Source organism: Paenibacillus sp. FW126-R14, from assembly GCF_058789495.1.
The window spans coordinates 1-16,301 of record NZ_JBYTBS010000007.1 but is presented as its reverse complement, the minus strand read 5'-3'; the positions used below and the strand labels follow the sequence as shown (position 1 = coordinate 16,301).

The 16,301-nt window shown below is 54.1% G+C and carries 10 protein-coding genes and 1 pseudogene; 1 reads left to right on the top strand and 10 read right to left on the bottom strand.

Annotated elements, in window-relative coordinates; all coding sequences use genetic code 11:
• Window positions 1–436 precede the first annotated feature (436 nt).
• The 9 genes from AC3WRW_RS06775 to AC3WRW_RS06735 all read right to left on the bottom strand — a co-directional run bounded on the left by AC3WRW_RS06775 (window position 437) and on the right by AC3WRW_RS06735 (window position 14,209).
• On the bottom strand, window positions 437–2,122 hold the full coding sequence (locus AC3WRW_RS06775; RefSeq protein WP_492545581.1) for a hypothetical protein: 1,686 nt from the start codon (window positions 2,120–2,122) through the stop codon (window positions 437–439).
• Between the two features lie 33 nt (window positions 2,123–2,155).
• Window positions 2,156–4,270 (bottom strand): phage tail protein, encoded by a 2,115-nt coding sequence (locus tag AC3WRW_RS06770; RefSeq protein WP_492545580.1) that lies wholly within the window; start codon window positions 4,268–4,270, stop codon window positions 2,156–2,158.
• Window positions 4,271–4,299: 29 nt separating this feature from the next.
• Window positions 4,300–6,552, bottom strand: a complete 2,253-nt coding sequence (locus tag AC3WRW_RS06765) for a putative baseplate assembly protein (RefSeq protein WP_492545579.1) — start codon at window positions 6,550–6,552, stop codon at window positions 4,300–4,302.
• Window positions 6,553–6,577: 25 nt separating this feature from the next.
• Window positions 6,578–9,649 (bottom strand): baseplate J/gp47 family protein, encoded by a 3,072-nt coding sequence (locus AC3WRW_RS06760; RefSeq protein ID WP_492545578.1) that lies wholly within the window; start codon window positions 9,647–9,649, stop codon window positions 6,578–6,580.
• Between the two features lie 55 nt (window positions 9,650–9,704).
• Window positions 9,705–10,106 carry a GPW/gp25 family protein gene (locus AC3WRW_RS06755; RefSeq protein WP_167065973.1) on the bottom strand — a complete coding sequence of 134 codons (402 nt, stop codon included), beginning with the start codon at window positions 10,104–10,106 and terminating at the stop codon, window positions 9,705–9,707.
• Between the two features lie 17 nt (window positions 10,107–10,123).
• On the bottom strand, window positions 10,124–10,849 hold the full coding sequence (locus tag AC3WRW_RS06750; RefSeq protein ID WP_492545577.1) for a phage baseplate assembly protein V: 726 nt from the start codon (window positions 10,847–10,849) through the stop codon (window positions 10,124–10,126).
• Window positions 10,849–11,940, bottom strand: a complete 1,092-nt coding sequence (locus AC3WRW_RS06745; RefSeq protein ID WP_492545576.1) for a phage late control D family protein — start codon at window positions 11,938–11,940, stop codon at window positions 10,849–10,851. The genes AC3WRW_RS06750 and AC3WRW_RS06745 overlap by 1 nt, the downstream gene beginning before the upstream one ends.
• Window positions 11,941–11,944: 4 nt before the next feature.
• Entirely contained in the window at window positions 11,945–12,571 is a 627-nt protein-coding gene (locus AC3WRW_RS06740) for a CIS tube protein (protein ID WP_492545575.1), read from the bottom strand.
• A gap of 90 nt (window positions 12,572–12,661) precedes the next feature.
• On the bottom strand, window positions 12,662–14,209 hold the full coding sequence (locus AC3WRW_RS06735) for a hypothetical protein (protein WP_492545574.1): 1,548 nt from the start codon (window positions 14,207–14,209) through the stop codon (window positions 12,662–12,664).
• A 38-nt stretch (window positions 14,210–14,247) separates the two neighbouring features.
• On the opposite strand from AC3WRW_RS06735, the gene AC3WRW_RS06730 reads away from it, so the two are divergent.
• Window positions 14,248–15,000, top strand: a complete 753-nt coding sequence (locus AC3WRW_RS06730) for a hypothetical protein (protein ID WP_492545573.1) — start codon at window positions 14,248–14,250, stop codon at window positions 14,998–15,000.
• A 948-nt stretch (window positions 15,001–15,948) separates the two neighbouring features.
• Here AC3WRW_RS06730 and AC3WRW_RS06725 read toward each other — a convergent pair.
• Window positions 15,949–16,301 (bottom strand): annotated as a pseudogene (locus AC3WRW_RS06725) (hypothetical protein); the annotation flags it as partial.

Below are 16,301 nucleotides of genomic sequence, written 5' to 3'. Positions count from 1 at the left end.
TTAGCGAGGGCAAAAACTGCGCGAATACATCTCAAGGATAACCGACTTCGTCGTCCTTTTAGGACGAGAGCGTTTGTCAAGGTAGATGCGAAGCAAAAGTATAAAACTTATACTTATCTACGAACAAAAAAAGAGCTGCCACTCAGGTCTTTTCAGACCTTCGAGACAACCCTTCCTTATATATTCCCAGCATAAAGGGGAACTAGAGGACGCTATTTGGACTCCATGAGCCGCTTCAGGTTCATAAGGGAGCCTACAGGGTCTTACTTGCCCTAACCGGCCTCCAAACTGCTGCAAACCTGAAATATAGCGGATCAGAGTTCCCTTTGATTGGCCAAATCACGGCTTTTGCGGCAAATAGCGGACTATTTGTTCCCATTAACAGGAACGCCATCAGCTCCAGCCTGGCCTCTGAGCCAGCTCCGCCTGAGAGCAGCTACTCCGCGTCGCTCCCGGCCGAAGCCGCTTCCCGCAGCGCAGACAGCGCTTCGTCCAGCGAGCCGCCACCTGCGGAGCCCGAAGCCGCGCTCGCCATCTCAGCGCTGTACGCCCACCAGCGCACGCGCACATCCGACGGCTCGGACGTCTGCTGCACCTTCACGCCGATCCGGAAAGTGCCCTTCTGCGGATAGGCGATGGTGCCGATCTTCACTTCCGGCGCATCAGGCTCAAACTCGGTGCCCTTGAACACATCGGAAGCTCCGCCATATACCCGCTCCCCGCTGGACAGCATGTCGGAGAAGGCATCGCCGCCGCTCTCTTCCAGGCTCGTGATGATCAGCACGTTGCCCTCGCCGAGTCCGTGCGCAATCTCGCCGGAGAAAAAGCTTTTGGTTGCCTTCCCAAACGGCGACACCGAAATCTTCGTGAACGGCTCCACAGGTATGGTCACGACACCGCTCATGATGCCGGCAATGCCGCTTCCCCCGCCGGCCGGAATTCCCAAATCAAAAGAAAGCTCGCTAATCGCTTTATTGTAACTAACCTTGAACTCGGGAGGCTGCCCCGGAGCCAATGTTTTCACTTTGGACTTCGTCACAAACTGCCCGGATGTCTCATCACTGTACTCGCTCGTTTGAGCAAGTCTGTACATGACCGAGGAATTGTACACATATTCATCGAACGGCACCTGCTCGACACTCTCAATCACATAGGTCGGCCCCACCTGGATCAGGCAGATTTTGGCCAAGTAAATACAAGGCTCAGACGGTGCCTCCAAAGAAGCTTCCAACGATTGCTTCACAAAATCCGTCATCAAGCGTTCCCGCACGGCATCGCCGATAATTTGAATCTCGCCGAAAGCCTGCGCATGCAGTTCCAGCTGCTTGTCGTCCAGCTTCAAAACAGCCGTGCTCGTCTGCACGCCGACTGTCGCCTTCACGCCCACGCTGCTGTCCGCCCGCAGCAGCACCTTCATTTCATATTCGCTCTCTTGGCCATCCTGCGGCTCTTCGAACACAATCGAATTACCTTCTATCGCCTCTACGCGTTCCGCCGCCATTTCATATTGGAAGGAAAGCCTTCCGGCCTTCAACGTCTTCTCAAAACGCAGCTTCATCTCAAACAGCTGACCCGGATTAACATACCGAGGCGTTGTCTGAAGCACGCGCACATGCGCATCTTGGTAGAGTACAACCGTTTGGTCGGTCAAATTCGCCAAAGGCAGCTTGGCAGGGTCCGGCGCATCCTCACGGATAAAGAGCCGGTAGCTTTCCAGCACGCGGTTATAATCATTAATTTCATCCGAGCGAACGGAGGAATTGGCTACGGCGTGAACGGGCTCTTTTTCCTTTTCATCATAAGCAATGCAGAGGTATACGTTCTTCGCGTACTCGTTGTTGCTGAACCCGTCCATCATCGAAAGCTTCAATGTCATCGGTGAAGGCACGACAATTTCCCGCCCCAGCGCATCGATCGCAGCACCCATTTCCACAGAAACCGACTTCTCGTCGACGGCGACAACCTGCAGACCTGTAAGCACACCGGACCCGTGCAGGAGACGGTTCATCATTCTGCGCTTGTCATTGAAATATTTTTGCTCGGACTCAAAATCTCTGACCGTCAGCAGCTTTCCATAGAAATACCGGTTGCGCTCAAACGGGTAATAGCGTGTTTTTTTCATAAGTATCCCCTCACCTTCCAAGGCTCATTTCGTTTATTCGATTTCTGAATCCAGTTCCAACCGGGTATGTATATCCATCCGTTTATCGCGATCCACATCGATCAGCACCGTATTGTAAGGCATCGAGGAACGCTGGTCGAGCGTCAATAACGTAGGCTCAGATAAGTAAGTATTAATGCCCAGATACGTATGCATATCCGCGTACATCCACGGCTGCAGAACGATCAATTTGCCTTCGGTGTAGGCGGGTTTTTGGTCTTCGATAATCTGTTCAATCGTCAGGCGCTGTGCATCAGTCCGCACCACTTCGGGCTTCAGCATAATGCAAAAGCAGTAAGGATTATCCCCGTACAATTGGGCAAAAAGCTGCCGCAGCTCCGACGTCTCCTGCATCTGCTTAAATTGGAAATATTCAAGCAAAAACGGTTCAGAACCCGTATAAATCTTCAGCATATTGATTAAGCCCTCGCGAGTGCCGCGCAATTTATACAGCTCAGGCGCCTGCTTCATCAGCTCTCTCAGCTTCTTCTCGCCCCATGCCTCATGATCCGTGATCGCCAGCCACCTGCCCAGCCATTCCAGATACGTTCCCGATACCGCATCCGGGTCGAAATTGGCGGAAATATGGTCGATTTTATCCTCCATATCATCAAAGAACGTGCTGAACATCGCCAAAAACCGCTCCAGAAACGGGCTGTGCTCCTCATCCTGCTGATACATCGGCGGCAAATAATCAATCAAGGATGTCCTTGGATAATAAACCCGCAGCTTTCTAATGAAAGGCGACTTTTGCTCGCTGCCGATCAGCTCCATTTTGAACCAGAGGTAACGGCCCTTGGCATTCAACAGCGCATCTTTGGGATTAAGGATCGGCTCGGACCATAAATCGCGCGTAGCCGCCAGCTTTTCCCGCACGCCAATCTCCGGATCGGTCATGTAGCTTGTATAGTTTACATAGTCGCCGGCAATCAACCCTTCGCTTTCATCCGAGGCAAAATAGGAAAAGCGAACCTGCGTCTCCTCCGGAATGTCGGCTTCCAGGCGGATTTTATGCCACTGCGTTTCCGTTTCCGTCGTATCCAGATCGCCCGAAAAATAGACCGCCTCCGGCAATTGGGTCCCCTCTAGGAGCATCGTCCGGTCCCGAAGGTCGAGCAAGCTAATCTGACCGCCCATCCGGTCAAACACATACAATCGGTTCCGGCTATCGTGCACCAGCGCATCCGTCCGTCCCCGGAAATTCGCAACTTTATCGAAAAACTCGCCGTTTCCGCGATATTTGAGAATAAACCGCTCGGTCACCCCTTCTTGCTGCGCGTATCCGCTGTCCCCTATATAGAGATTATGATTCGTATCAATGGAAATGCCAGCAAAGCGTCCTTCCTGCTCCAGCTTAAAATGCAGCGTCTCCCGGCCGTCCTCATGGAACACGGTGATCGTTCTGAGCTGCGTATCCAGCAGCGCCAAAGTGCCATCTGCCGCAGCGGTGAAATACCGCCCATGCAGCGCAGAAACATCGACCGCTTCTTCCATTCGGTGGATGTCATGCTCATAGACGCGCACGACCTCACCCGCGGAGTTCCACTGGAGGATGCCAATCCTGCCGCCCTTGGGGACCTGCGGACTTCCATTCATACCAACCGCAATATCCAACGGAACCGTCGTATAAAACGTTTGTTTGCTTGCTAGCTTTGAATTGACGGAAAGCGGATAGAGCTCCAGCCCCTTCCAGTCGCCGACCGCCCACATCGTCTGTCCGTTTGAGAGGGAGTACACAGCAATTCTGCGCTCCGTCGACCGCTCGCTGTCTGCAATGACCAGCAGATCCGACATGGAAGCCAGCTTCGCCAGGTGGCTAAACAGCCCGTGCCCATGCCGAAACAACGACTCCAGATGACGGCTTTGCTCGTCATAAATCCACACATTCGCAGCCTCGTCCAGCAAAATCAGTTTCCGCCCGGCACCGACCGTCATCTCGTGAATCGGGTGAATGCCCTCCAACTCGTCTGTGCGAACGATGCGATGAATGCTGTACTTCTCGGTCTGCCGGATCGAAAGGCCCGTTTCTTTCATATCGATGTTGGCTTCGCAGCCTTGCTCCCAATCAAGCGGTTTATTCAGCGAAAAAAATGTTTGCCCATCCTGCATCGTTCGTCACCTCTTTTCTTTGGTCATATCTACAAATCGGTCTGACTAATCGTCTCCACCTCGTGATTGCCGGAATACACCAACGCATAAGGAGGTATGTGGATATCGCCGGCGCCATCCTTGTGAAAGCCTGTGCCTTCGGCGTCCAGCCAAAGATCCTGCACATAAACCACGCCTTTAACCCTGGAAATAACGCCGTATATATCGCCCTTGTACACCGTTCGGCCGAAGCGCCAGCCCTCCGAGCCCTGCCCATGATCCATTGGCTGAAGCAGCAGTCTTAACTCTTGGTTGATGCGGCGCTGTTCGTTTTTGTACTTCGGCTCCATGACCACCACGGCATGCACGGTGATTTTAATATATTCCGCCGGAATCACATGGAGCTCTGTCGTCAAAAGGCGGTGCCGATCCAAATGCCCCTTGATCGTTTGCAAAAACCCCTTGCTCGCCTTCGGCTTATCACTCTCGCTGTAAGGCACGACCGCGACGGTCATCTGCGCCGGCGCTTTGACTTTGGGATAATCCCGCATGCCCGGCTTATACAGCGGAATAGCCTTCACCCGCGCGACGCGCAGACCCGGCGTCGCCTTCGCGATGCGCTCGTAGTCATCGCCGGTCACCGCCCGCGTCGGCATATCGAGCTCGCGCCGCACGCGCAGCTTGGCCTGCGTGAGCGTCTCCGCTTCCAGGCCGCCCCGCGCCGGGAACGGATTCGTCACGCTCACGCCGGGCTCCTCCGTGAAGCCGGTCACGAGGCCGTCCTTCACGTTGCCCCGCTCGCCCCCGCCCGCCTGCAAAGCCAGGAACCGAATGTTCGGTTCCACCGACTTCGGCGGGACAAGCCCTGCTTCGTTATTGCCGAAGCGGATCGTTCCAGCTTCAGCGTCGTAGACGTAATGCCTGTCCGTGGACTTCGAATTATCGAAGTCATCCACGGACTGCCAGTCGTCCCAGACGACGCTGTGCGACCCGCGCTGCAGGCGTCCGACCTGCAGCAGCATGCTGCCGGGCTTGAACGTCCGGCCGCGCGCGAGCTCAAAGGTCTGCCCGGGCAGACCTTTGCTGCCCCCGACATAACGGCCGTAGTCGAACTCGGCCGTATAGGCAATGAGCCGCACCCGCTTCGCGCCTTGCGGCGGGATGCTGCCGTTCACCCCGTCGCCGAAGCGCAGACGGGTCGTGCGCCGGACCGAATCCTGCAGCAGCAGGCAGACGAGATCGTCCGGTCCGTAGTCCTCCAGCTCGGCTACAATGTGCCAATCGCGCCAGCGCCCTTGCTCGTCCTGCACCTGCACCGTGTGCAGACCGTTATAAGCAAGATACGTGCTAACCTCGAAGCTCTGATCCGGTTCGCCGGAAGCGTTGAAAGCCGTTACCTCGCTAAACGTTTCCTGCTCCGCCGCACGGACGCTGTTCAGACTCACCTTCTCAATTTTGGGCGACAGCTCGTAGCCGTCCTCCTCCAGTGTACAGCAGATCCAGTAGCGGCTGCGGTCATCCGCAGGATACAGCGCCATCGGCTTCATCTCCGAAGTGATGCGGAAGCGCACTTCTCCGCTCTGCGACAAATGTACCGTCGTGTCGATAACCCCTTCAACAGGCAGCCAGCTTTCCCTTTGGCCAGACTGTCCTTGCCCCTGGTCTTCTCCCGCACCGGCGAACGACCATCCTACCTTAGCGGACGAAATAATCGGTGTGGCTGCATCTTTTTGATGACTTACGCGGACCGGATAACGGTCATACAGCTGAAAGGACAGCGAAACCTCCGTTTCCACCGGCAGCGCCCGATCAAATCCGAGATACAGATGTGCGCCTTTACTCGCCTCTGCCCCAAACGCGTAATAAGCGATTTTCGCCTGATTATTCGAAGTGAAATCGCCGGCGGCAGTTTCCGTGCGCACCAGAACCTTTTCCAGCGTTGAAGAAACAAGCTGCACCGTGCGCAGCGTCTCGAAACGCTGATCCATCGCTTGCAGCGGCGTCCCCTTAGGGAGCACAAGCTGCTGCTGCACGTTAGCAAAGGCCACATCGCAAACAGCCGACACCGCTTCACGCGGACGAATGCCGAGCAGCTTCAAAAACTTCCGCTCGTTCTTCTCCGTAACCCTGTTCAAATAATACTGCTGCATCTCGGTCATCCATGACATCAGCTCCAGCAGCGTAATCCCCGGGTCATGCTCATTTTCATCCGTCCACTCGGGAAAAAGCTTCGGAATCGACTTCCGCGCTTCCAGCACCATCTGTTCAAACATGCGGTCATCCAAATTGGGAATGGGCAGCACTTGTGCTCACCTCCTTCAATAATAATTACAAAGCGTTCACGACCACCTTGTGCTTTCCGCTCACAATAATGCCGTGCGGAAGTGCCGGCAGGCGATTCACATCCAGTTCGACACGCTCCCCGTCCTCCAACTTATAGACCGTCATGTAGAGCTTCTCCACATGGCTGATCGTTCGAATCGTTTTGAGCAGCGCATAAAAAACCGAAGGATGAATCTGCTGGCCGATTGCCCAGCCCTTGCCGTCGAAATTTCCGGTCAGCGGATCCAGGAAGCGAGTCAGCTTCTCCACCGCCTGTATTTCCGTCGCGACGACAGCATCCATGCCTTCAACCGCCACGATCGCCGCAACGGATATTTCCATATACACCGGCTCGATGACGTGCAGCCGCTCCGGGAAAGCAACGAGACTCGATGCTCGCTCGATAATGTAACGCTCGACTTGTTTTTTCAGTACAGGAAACGCAAGGCTTCCCTGCTGACCTTCCTTCGGCAAAATGACGAGTGTCATCGCGCCGATCTCCTTTTGCATATAAACGTTCCGGTTTGCGATGCAGCTGACTTTGGCGATGTTCGGATACGCTTCGCGGGCGAGCCATTCATAATCTTTGGCCGATACCGCACGGTCCCGGTGCTTCAGCATTTCGGGTCCGCGCTGCAAGGCCGACTCCAGCTTCTCGGCTTCGCAGCCGCCCGAGGCCGGCTCCGGGTTGTACACCTCGCCAACGAATGCGATCGAATCCTGCATCTGATTAATTTCCCGTGCGCCTACATTGCCGATTTGTCCCGCAGTGACCTGATACGTCACTTTCAGCTGCTCCAATCCGCCCTTGGGCGGGTGCATGCCATGAACGCCGTCGCCTACACGAATGCGGCCAAACGTACGGTCTATCATATAATGCCGGTCCCGGCTGCCCGAATCCGTCATGTGGCGAACGGGGGTCCACCGAACCCACAGCTGAAGCAGGTTGCCTTCCGAATCCCGGCTAATGTCCATCAGCGGCATCCCGGCTCTCTCGTATTCGGCGATCTCCTCTTCGGTCACAAACTCCGTTTCGTCGACCCATACTTCCTCAGACACAATACCGTTTCGGCTCAGTTGGTATTCGGTTTCTTCCAGTCCTTTGGCTTCAGGCACTTCCCCGATAATTGTCTCCTGCTGGAGGACTTGAACCGTGTTCATGTAGAGCCCATGCACGATAGGAACCTGAATCCGCCGCATTGTCTCATCATACTTATCGTCGCGGTTTACAGCGCGAATCCAGAAGCCATCTTTGCCAAACAACGACTCTCCGGCAAAATCGGCAGGGCCGACGAACTGCACAGAACCGCTCTGCGTCAAGCCGTTCGTTTCATCGATCACCTTAAGCGGCGCCCATTCGGACGGATGTCCCGGCATTAAGCCGGCACGCAAATACTCCCATTCCAGCAGAGGCAAATCCTGCTCGGCGAAACGCTGCTGCTTCACCGAAACGTAGAGGGAAATAGGGCCTTTTACAGGCGGCGAATCGAAACATAAGTGCAGTGCCGGATGGCTGCCCTCCAGCGGCTGAAACGGCTCAAAACCGCCCTCCAGCTGCCTGCTGTGCCGGGTTCGATCCTCAAACACCGTATTATTCAGCGCCAAACAACGCTCGGCAGGATAGAGGCGATCCTCATACGCATATGTCAGCGAGACGTCATCCATCCATGGGGATAAATAAACCGCCTGCGCCACATACGCATTTTCGATATGCAGAATTCGCGCTCTAATCCAGTGGTTTTCGTTGCCGTTCACATAAGTAGCTTCGAGATCAAGCGGACAGCGGAAACGGATGTCTTTGCGCACTTTCTGCTCCTGCGGGTAATAAAACAGCTTCTCCGCTTCTTTTCCCGCCTCAAGACGCACCCAGGTTGTCCCGTTCCAATACTCCCAAGCGACCTGCAGCACCGTAACATGGACGACGGGCGGTTTATCGAACTTGGATTTTTTCATGACCATTTTCCAATCGATATTTTCCGTCAATTCCGCGCCAAAACGGTTCTGAACCGCCGAAAGCCCAAAGCTCAGCTGAATGTCGCCGTCCTTTTTCGTGAACACTTCCTGACTCCCGATATAGAAAGAGCCATAGAGGGCAAACTGATCGCCAAATGGATAAAAACCGTCAGGATCCGCAGCAATATCATTGTAAAACATAAGATCCGGCCGAATGCCGCCCCTTCCCAAACTGTCGGCATAATCCGTTTTGAACGCAATATGATCCATGGACATCCGGCTATCCGCCAGCGTTTTCCCGCCGCTCAGAAGAGGCTTTAAACGGCACTGAATCCAGCGTCCCGCCCTACCGCCAACTTCCCTCTCGGCTAGCTCCTCTTCCTGATCTTTCGACAAAATGACTCGGTTGCCCTTGGCCTCTACTTGGTCAAAAGCCATCCAACCGTCCGCAGTAGCATACAGCCACTCGGTTAGCTGCGGGTCTGCCAGTTGACTGGACATGGCCAGCTCTTCGAATCGCCTTTTGGAGTTGCGGAATTCGACTTCGATACGCGCCGTATTATTCAAGGTGAAGAGAGCGCTGTGTTCTAAGAAAATAGCATGCTCCTGCAAATTATCGCCCTGCAAGCCGAAAAGCGCCGTCGGGGCCGCCAAACCTTGCCTGGAAGCCGTCAAAAATGGCTCCGCAATGCGAATAATCTTGTCCTGTTTACGGCTCGTCACGTAAGCATCCGTGATCAGGGCAGGCGTCAACAGCGTGCTGCGCGCGGTTTCATACAACAAATTGCCGCCTTCGGCTGCAGCCGCAACCTGTGTGCCGGCCAATATAAACACCGGCTCCTTCGTGCCTTCGTTCAGGGCAAAAGTCAGATAACTGCTGGCCGGCCTTGCCGGAAGCAGCGTAATATCGAACATATTGAGGAACGAAATAAGATTTTTCGTCGGAACCCGGTTCAAACGCTTGATATTGTCGTGAAACATATCCGCAAACATGAGGAACAATGCCGAACCCGGGTCCGGGTTCTCAGGCGTAAACCGCCATTCCGGCGTATAGTACGGCGCCATTTGCCTCATCTGCGCGATGAGATCGGGTATTTCTCGGGGATCAATTTTGGGAGGCTGCATCGCTCAGCTTCACCTCCTCTCTTGCACGTATCGTCATCGTTTCCGCTGCCTCTTTCTATTTGGAACCTTCATATAAGTAAAAAGGATACACTTGGTTAAACAAGTTGTTGGTCGTACGCACCAGGTAAGAAATGCGAATCATCACTTTCCCCGGATCGTCCGCCTCCGGCACGGCTTTCACGTCCACCTCATGAACCCTCGGCTCCCAGTTCCGGATCGCCTCTTTAATATTGCTTTCGAGCAAATGCAGCGACGTATCGTCCGTTAAGCCAAAAATAAACTCCTGCACGCCGCAGCCGAAGCTCGGACGCATGACCCGCTCTCCCTGTGTAGTGCCCAAAATAACGCGGATCGCCTCCGCGATGTCTTCTTCATACTCGGACATCCGAATTCGCCCTGTTGCAGGGTCAACCTGAATCGGGAATTTCCAGCCTCGCCCCAAAAATGCTTCCGACACCCGGACACGCTCCCCCGTTAGTTAATTTTGACCAAACTGCCTTTAATGTTAATGATGCCGTCGGATTTCAAATCCAGAGTGGCCCCTGCCTTGAGCGCCATCGTCGCAGACGCTTCTATGTTGATTTGCGTTGATTTAATTTTGATTTCTTTCGAGCTTTCAATCGCGACATCGCCTTTGGCATTCAGGGTAATCTTCGAGGTTTGGCTGACGACGGAAATCTCATTGGCCGATCCGCCTTTGATCAAAATTTTATTATTTCCGCTTTGATCCGCAATTGAAATACTGTCGTCTTTATCCTTCAGCTCGATAATTTGGCCCTTTTTGGTTTTGATCGTGATGCTCTCGTCACCGCTCTTATCGTTGAACGACAACTCATGGCCTGAACGCGATTTGATTACCCGCAGATCGTTTTTGTCGGCCGGCGTCGGCGGCTTGTTCTTGGGATTCCACAGCATGCCGATCACGAAAGGCTGGCGAAGCTCCCCCAGATGGAAAGCGACCAGCACTTCATCATTCACTTCAGGGATAAAAAGACTGCCCATCTCCTTGCCGCCCATCATCGTCGCAATGCGCACCCAATCCGTTTCAGTTTCCGTTTCCTGCAGCGGCAGCTTCAGCTTCACTCGCCCCAATTTATCGGGATCGTTATTGTTCGTCACAACCGCGACCATGACACCGCCGATTTTCTGAGAGGCGAAATTGGACACACCGCCTAGGGTGATATCGGGAAGTTTGAACATTATACCGCATTCCCTCCTAACTGAAAGCGCGTCGTGTAGCCTTCATCATCAATCAGATGCGTTGCGCCGGTCACATAATAAGGCTGATTAAATTTTTTGCCTACGCCGTCAAGCTTGATATACCGTCCAGCCCGAATTTCAGGAATCCCGATACATTCCCCGGAACCGCTGATCAGCTTCATCGCATGTCGATTCAAAATCGCCGTTGCATAGGTTTTGGCCTCTTCGAGAGAAGTGACATTGGTGTAAACATGTTCCACGAAATCCCCTTTGGCAGCGAGTATATCCTTGCCTGTCTTGGAATTCCCGCCCAGCTTCGAAATAACGGCCGACTCGCCTTCGATGACTTTAAGTTCCTTATTGTCCCAGGCTCTCACCTTGACGCCGGTGATTTGCTCAGCCAGGTTCATATCGATCGTCAAGCTGCGCAAAGTTTTGCCCATTTCCAGCGTCAGTACCGGCGTCATCTCCGTTAGAGGCTTGCGAAAATACAAATGCTTGCCCACTACAAAGAAATCATAGTTAACCAAATTCGCTAGATTTTGAATAAAATGATAGTCATTAATCTGGCTTTGCGAAATAGCCGGATATTCCGTCGTCGTCGCATCGACGTGCACTTGGGCGCCGTAAGTTTTGGCAATTTCCTGGACAATATCACTATATTTCTTTTTGTTCCACGAACGGGATTTCGTCCCTTTCATCATCAAATACGAAAGATCCATGCCCCGCACAATGAGCCCCGGAGCTCCGTCCTCGGGAAAATCAACGACAACGGACGTAATAAAGCCTGAAAATACCGGAGTAAATTTATCTACATAGCCAAGGCTGATGTCAATCGGCTTCCCCAAGGCTAAGTCGCTCAGCCATTGAAAATCATTCTTCGTCACATCGTAAGCGTTCGTGATCCGAAACGAGAAGGAGTCTGCCGTCCCCTCTATGGACGTTTCCACGCGGATCGTGGAAATCGCTATATTATCCGTGAGCTTCGCTCCATCTACGCTAATTAAATACGCCGGAGAGAAAAACTCTTTATACTTTTTGGCCAAATCATCATAGGTAAAAGAGCTGGATTCTAAGCTTAAAGTTGCCATCGCATTAGTCCAATCTAGGGACAGCAATGCGGCGTCCCGTTACGACCTTAAGCGGGTTATCGATCTGATTGGCTTTGGCAATCTCCCGCCATAAGCTTGGATCTTCATATTCATGAGCCGCAATCATCCAGAGCTGTTCCCCTTGCTTCAGCATCTTTTGTTTCGTCCGATCCGCAGAGTGGCGGGGAATCGTCTGAAGCTGCTCTTTCTTGCTGTGCCACGAGCGGAACGTAACTTTCAGTTTGGCGCGAACCGGCACACCGGTATCGAGAAACATGGTGAACTGCTGGTTCACCTTCTCGACGACGCCCTTGAAGTCCAGGGAGCCCCACACAAAGCGGCAAATCGGAGGCGCATGCAGTTCCTTCTCCACATCCAGAAGACCGGAGATTTTCTTCGTATGCTCACGGACGTCCGTCCCTTTTTCGTACGTATCAAAATATAAATCCATCGCAAGCGTCGTCGTTCCTCCGCTCACGAACTGACCGATTGGCATGGACAGACCCGGCACGGTTTTCCAAGAATAGCTGTTGGTCGTATCGAGGGTATATTCACCCGGATTGAACAAAACTTGCACATTCTCTTTGCTGTTTCCCTTGTCTACGATGATCATGGCTTTCTTGAGTGCCACAGGTGTCAGTCCTTTCTTTTGCATGTATAAAAGTCACGGTTATAAAATCAGAGTATAAAAATCACAGTTCTAAAATCACAATTCTAAACATCACAATCCACGGCGCTGCCGCTCGAATTTCATTCTTTTCTCGATCTCGCGGAACACCTTGTCTGCGATCTTGGCGACATCCAGCTGCGGCAGCTGCTTCATCAGCTCCTGCAGCTGTTCGCTGCTCAGCTCCGGCGCCGCTTGCGGAACGGGCGCTGCCGGGGTTTGGGCCTGGTCTGCGCTTGCTTTGGCGCGCAGCCAGTCCATCTCCAGCGGCGCTTGCGCTAACGCGCTGTGCGGCTCTTCTGCTGCTGGAGCATGCTTATGCTCCAGCGCCGGAGGCTGCGAGGCCAGGTGTTCCTGCCTCGCGGATGCGGATCTGCTGCCTATGCGTGGCAGCAGGGTGGTTGGCGCGCCTGCTTGCTGCGCGCCCTGGCGCTGTCCGCCGGTGATCGGCTCACCGGCGGCTGTGAACTGCCGCTGCACCCTTGCGGGCAGCGCGGCACCGCTTGCAGCAGCCAGGCTGGCGCTGCTGCTGTGGTTCAGGCTGGCGCTGCGCTGCGCGCCAGCCGTTACGGCGGCGGCTCTGCCGATGGCAGCCGCCTGCGTGAAACTGCCCGTCCCTTGGGCGGGCAGGAGGTGTACAGCTGCGGCAGGCGAAGCCGCAGCGCCTGCTGCAGGAGCGGCGAAGCGCGCTCCTGCGCTGCTCGCCAGCAGCGGCATGACACGCGGTGTCATGCTGGCGGGCTGGCGAGCCATAGACGCGCGCGTGATACGCGCGTCTGCACTTGCCGCTGCCCGCGAAGCGGCAGCGGGCTGCTCCGCCTGAGCGCTCGCTTCTTCCAGCGCGCTCAGGCTAGCCCTAAGGGTTCGTTCCGTTGAATCAGACAGGAAGCTAGTGGCTTCCCCCTGATTCCCCGAACCCGTCCTCGCGCGTTGCGCGCGTTCGCTCTCAGCGGCAGCAGTTTGCCGCTGAACACGCTCCACTTGCGCCATGCGCCTAACTTCCACGGCAGGCTGCTTCCGTGATTGCATGGCGCTCCCTGCCTGAACTTGAAGCTTCGCTCGTGCCTCAGCTTCTATTGATCTGCGAATCTCGTTCGGATTAGTTCTGCCTATTAAATTGAGACTTCCCAAACTTGCCTGTCCGACGATATGCCCAACCGGCTCATTACGTGGAGAATTAGCAGAACCAACCGTCCTTCTAACAAGTGGAGCAGCAGTTGGTCCCTGGCTAATCGTTCCTCTAACAACTTCAAAAGACGCACGCTGAGAACTCCCGGAAACTCCACGCTCACTCATCACTGAGCCTGATCCTGCCTCGATGGACGTGGTACGGCTTACGTCTCCAGGCGGCGTTACTTTGTCCGTCGATATGTCCCTCTCCCTTGCTCGCCAAACGGCTTGCACGGCAGATCCTTGATACGGCTTCCGTAAAATCGAACCCGCTTGCTGACTCCTAAGCCAAGCTATCTCGGCTGCTGCTGGAGCAAGACTCGGCCCCATGCTTTTCAAACTGTTCTTCGTTATTTTCGAAGCGATCTCAGCAGCAAAATCACCCAAAAACAGGGAGCTGCGAGTCCGATTACCCGCTATTCTTTCGCCCACATCTTCTGCCAGCTGACCGCTTCTGGAATGCTGACTCGATGTGGCTGGTTGTGCTGGTTGTGCTGCTTGTGCTGCTTGTGCCGCCTGCTCTGCTTGTGCCGCTTGCACTGCTTGTGCTGCTTGTGCCGCCTGCTCTGCTTGTGCCGCTTGCACTGCTTGCTCTGCTTGTACCGCTTGCGCTGCTTGTACCGCTTGCTCTGCTTGTACAGTTTGCGCTGCTTGCGCCGCCTGCTCTGCTTGTGCCGCTTGCACTGCTTGCACTGCTTGTACCGCTTGCGCTGCTTGTGCAGCTTGCGCCGCCTGTGCTGCTTGTGCAGCTTGCGCCGCCTGTGCTGCTTGTGCAGCCTGCGCCGCCTGTGCTGCTTGCTCTGCTTGTACCGCTTGCACTGCTTGCGCCGCTTGCTCTGCTTGCGCTGCTCGTGCCGCCTGTGCTGCTTGCTCTGCTTGTGCTGCTTGTGCTGCCTGCACCGCTTGCACCGCTTGCGCTGCTTGTGCCGCTTGCGCTGCTTGCGCTGCTTGCTCTGCCTGTGCTGCTTGCACTGCTTGTGCCGCCTGCACTGCTTGTGCCGCCTGTGCTGCTTGCTCTGCTTGTGCCGCTTGCGCTGCTTGCGCTGCCTGTGCCGCTTGCTCTGCCTGTGCCGCCTGCGCTGCTTGCACTGCCTGTACTGCTTGTGCTATTTCACCAGTTCCACCTGTTAGTTCGTTTTCCCCTAATCCCCGAGGGGCTGCCTGACTGCGAAAAACCCTCTCAACCCTCTGACCTGGAGAACTTAATCTGCTTAACGAATTAGCTCGTGTACCCACAGTCGGATGTCCCGGGAGTCCGTTCTCGAGTCCGTTCCCCGTGTGCTTGTTCAATCTGACTTTGGTATTCAACCCTGCCGTCCGGTTAAACACGGAGCCTATTTTTGCGATACTTGACTCTACTATTTTTGCAGATATCTCAGAAGCTAGATTAGCAGAAGGCAGTGCGCTTTTCACAGGTGCGGCATCTTGTACTTCTCTTTGGCTTTCACCCTGTTGTTCGCTAGCAGAGTCTCCTCTTCCCCTATCCATCGGAGAACGGAATATACGCTCGGCTGCTTGTAGCCGAGTACTTGCCGCAAGGCTAGCACGATACCCCTCAAAAGGACTTGACTCAGCTATCTTCCTTATGTTGTTTGCAGCTTGTCCCACTATTTTTGCAGATACCTCAGAATTTATGTTCTTTGGATAACGTGCTCCTTGCTCCGGGGACTGTGATCCATATGCTCGCTGAACATTTTGCATAACCGAACTCGCTTGTACACCGGCTCGAAAGCCTTCCATCTGTCTAACTACTGGAGTCGTTTCACTTGAAAGCTGCCTTCTACGAACGGAATGCTTCTCGTTAAGAGAATCCGGTTGTGGGCTGGTTGCATTGCTGCTTGTTCCCGATAGCTTCTGATGATTACTTTCCCTTTCCCCCCGCAACATGCGTACTTTTTGCATCGTCATGGCAGTGGAATCGGACCTTTCTGGTCTTATATATGTACTTCCAACAATTGAATCATTAGAAGATTGCTGTCTTTGTTTTTGCAGGAGCTGCTTTAACACGCTCTCATTGCTTTGAATTTTCACAGAAGCTTCTATACCATTCTCTATGGCACTGAACTTTCTATGAGTCAGCTTGGAAGAACTGAACACGGTCTCTTTCCCAGGAAAAGTCGAGATCCATTGTCCACTCAATGGCTTAACTGCACGCTGTGCAAGGCGCTCCATTACATCATCGGAGACTGCTCCCAAACTGCCAGAAAGTTCATTTCTACGCTGTACTTGACTTGGGGCATGCATTTGCCCCAAAACTTCACGTTGATTATGATCCTGCACAGCTGTTGAGCGCAACTCTTGATCCCGAACACTAGCTTGCTCCTGCACTCTCTGCTGCTCTTGCGTACCCTCTTGCTTCTGCACTCCCTGCTGCTCTTGTGTTCTCTCTTGCTCCTGCACTCTCTGCTGCTCTTGCGTTCTTTCTTGCCCCTGCACTCTCCGCTGCTCTTGCGCCCTCTCTTGCTCCTGCACTCTCTCCTGCTCTTGCGTTCTCTCTTGCTCCTGCACGCTAGCTTGCTCGCGA

Excerpts from the sequence above, each read along its gene's own strand:
- AC3WRW_RS06775 (WP_492545581.1), bottom strand. The coding sequence starts at position 2,122 with ATGAAAAAAACACGCTATTACCCGTTTGAGCGCAACCGGTATTTCTAT.
- AC3WRW_RS06745 (WP_492545576.1), bottom strand. The coding sequence starts at position 11,940 with ATGGCAACTTTAAGCTTAGAATCCAGCTCTTTTACCTATGATGATTTG.
- AC3WRW_RS06730 (WP_492545573.1), top strand. The coding sequence starts at position 14,248 with ATGTGGCTGGTTGTGCTGGTTGTGCTGCTTGTGCTGCTTGTGCCGCCT.
- AC3WRW_RS06770 (WP_492545580.1), bottom strand. The coding sequence starts at position 4,270 with ATGCAGGATGGGCAAACATTTTTTTCGCTGAATAAACCGCTTGATTGG.
- AC3WRW_RS06750 (WP_492545577.1), bottom strand. The coding sequence starts at position 10,849 with ATGTTCAAACTTCCCGATATCACCCTAGGCGGTGTGTCCAATTTCGCC.
- AC3WRW_RS06760 (WP_492545578.1), bottom strand. The coding sequence starts at position 9,649 with ATGCAGCCTCCCAAAATTGATCCCCGAGAAATACCCGATCTCATCGCG.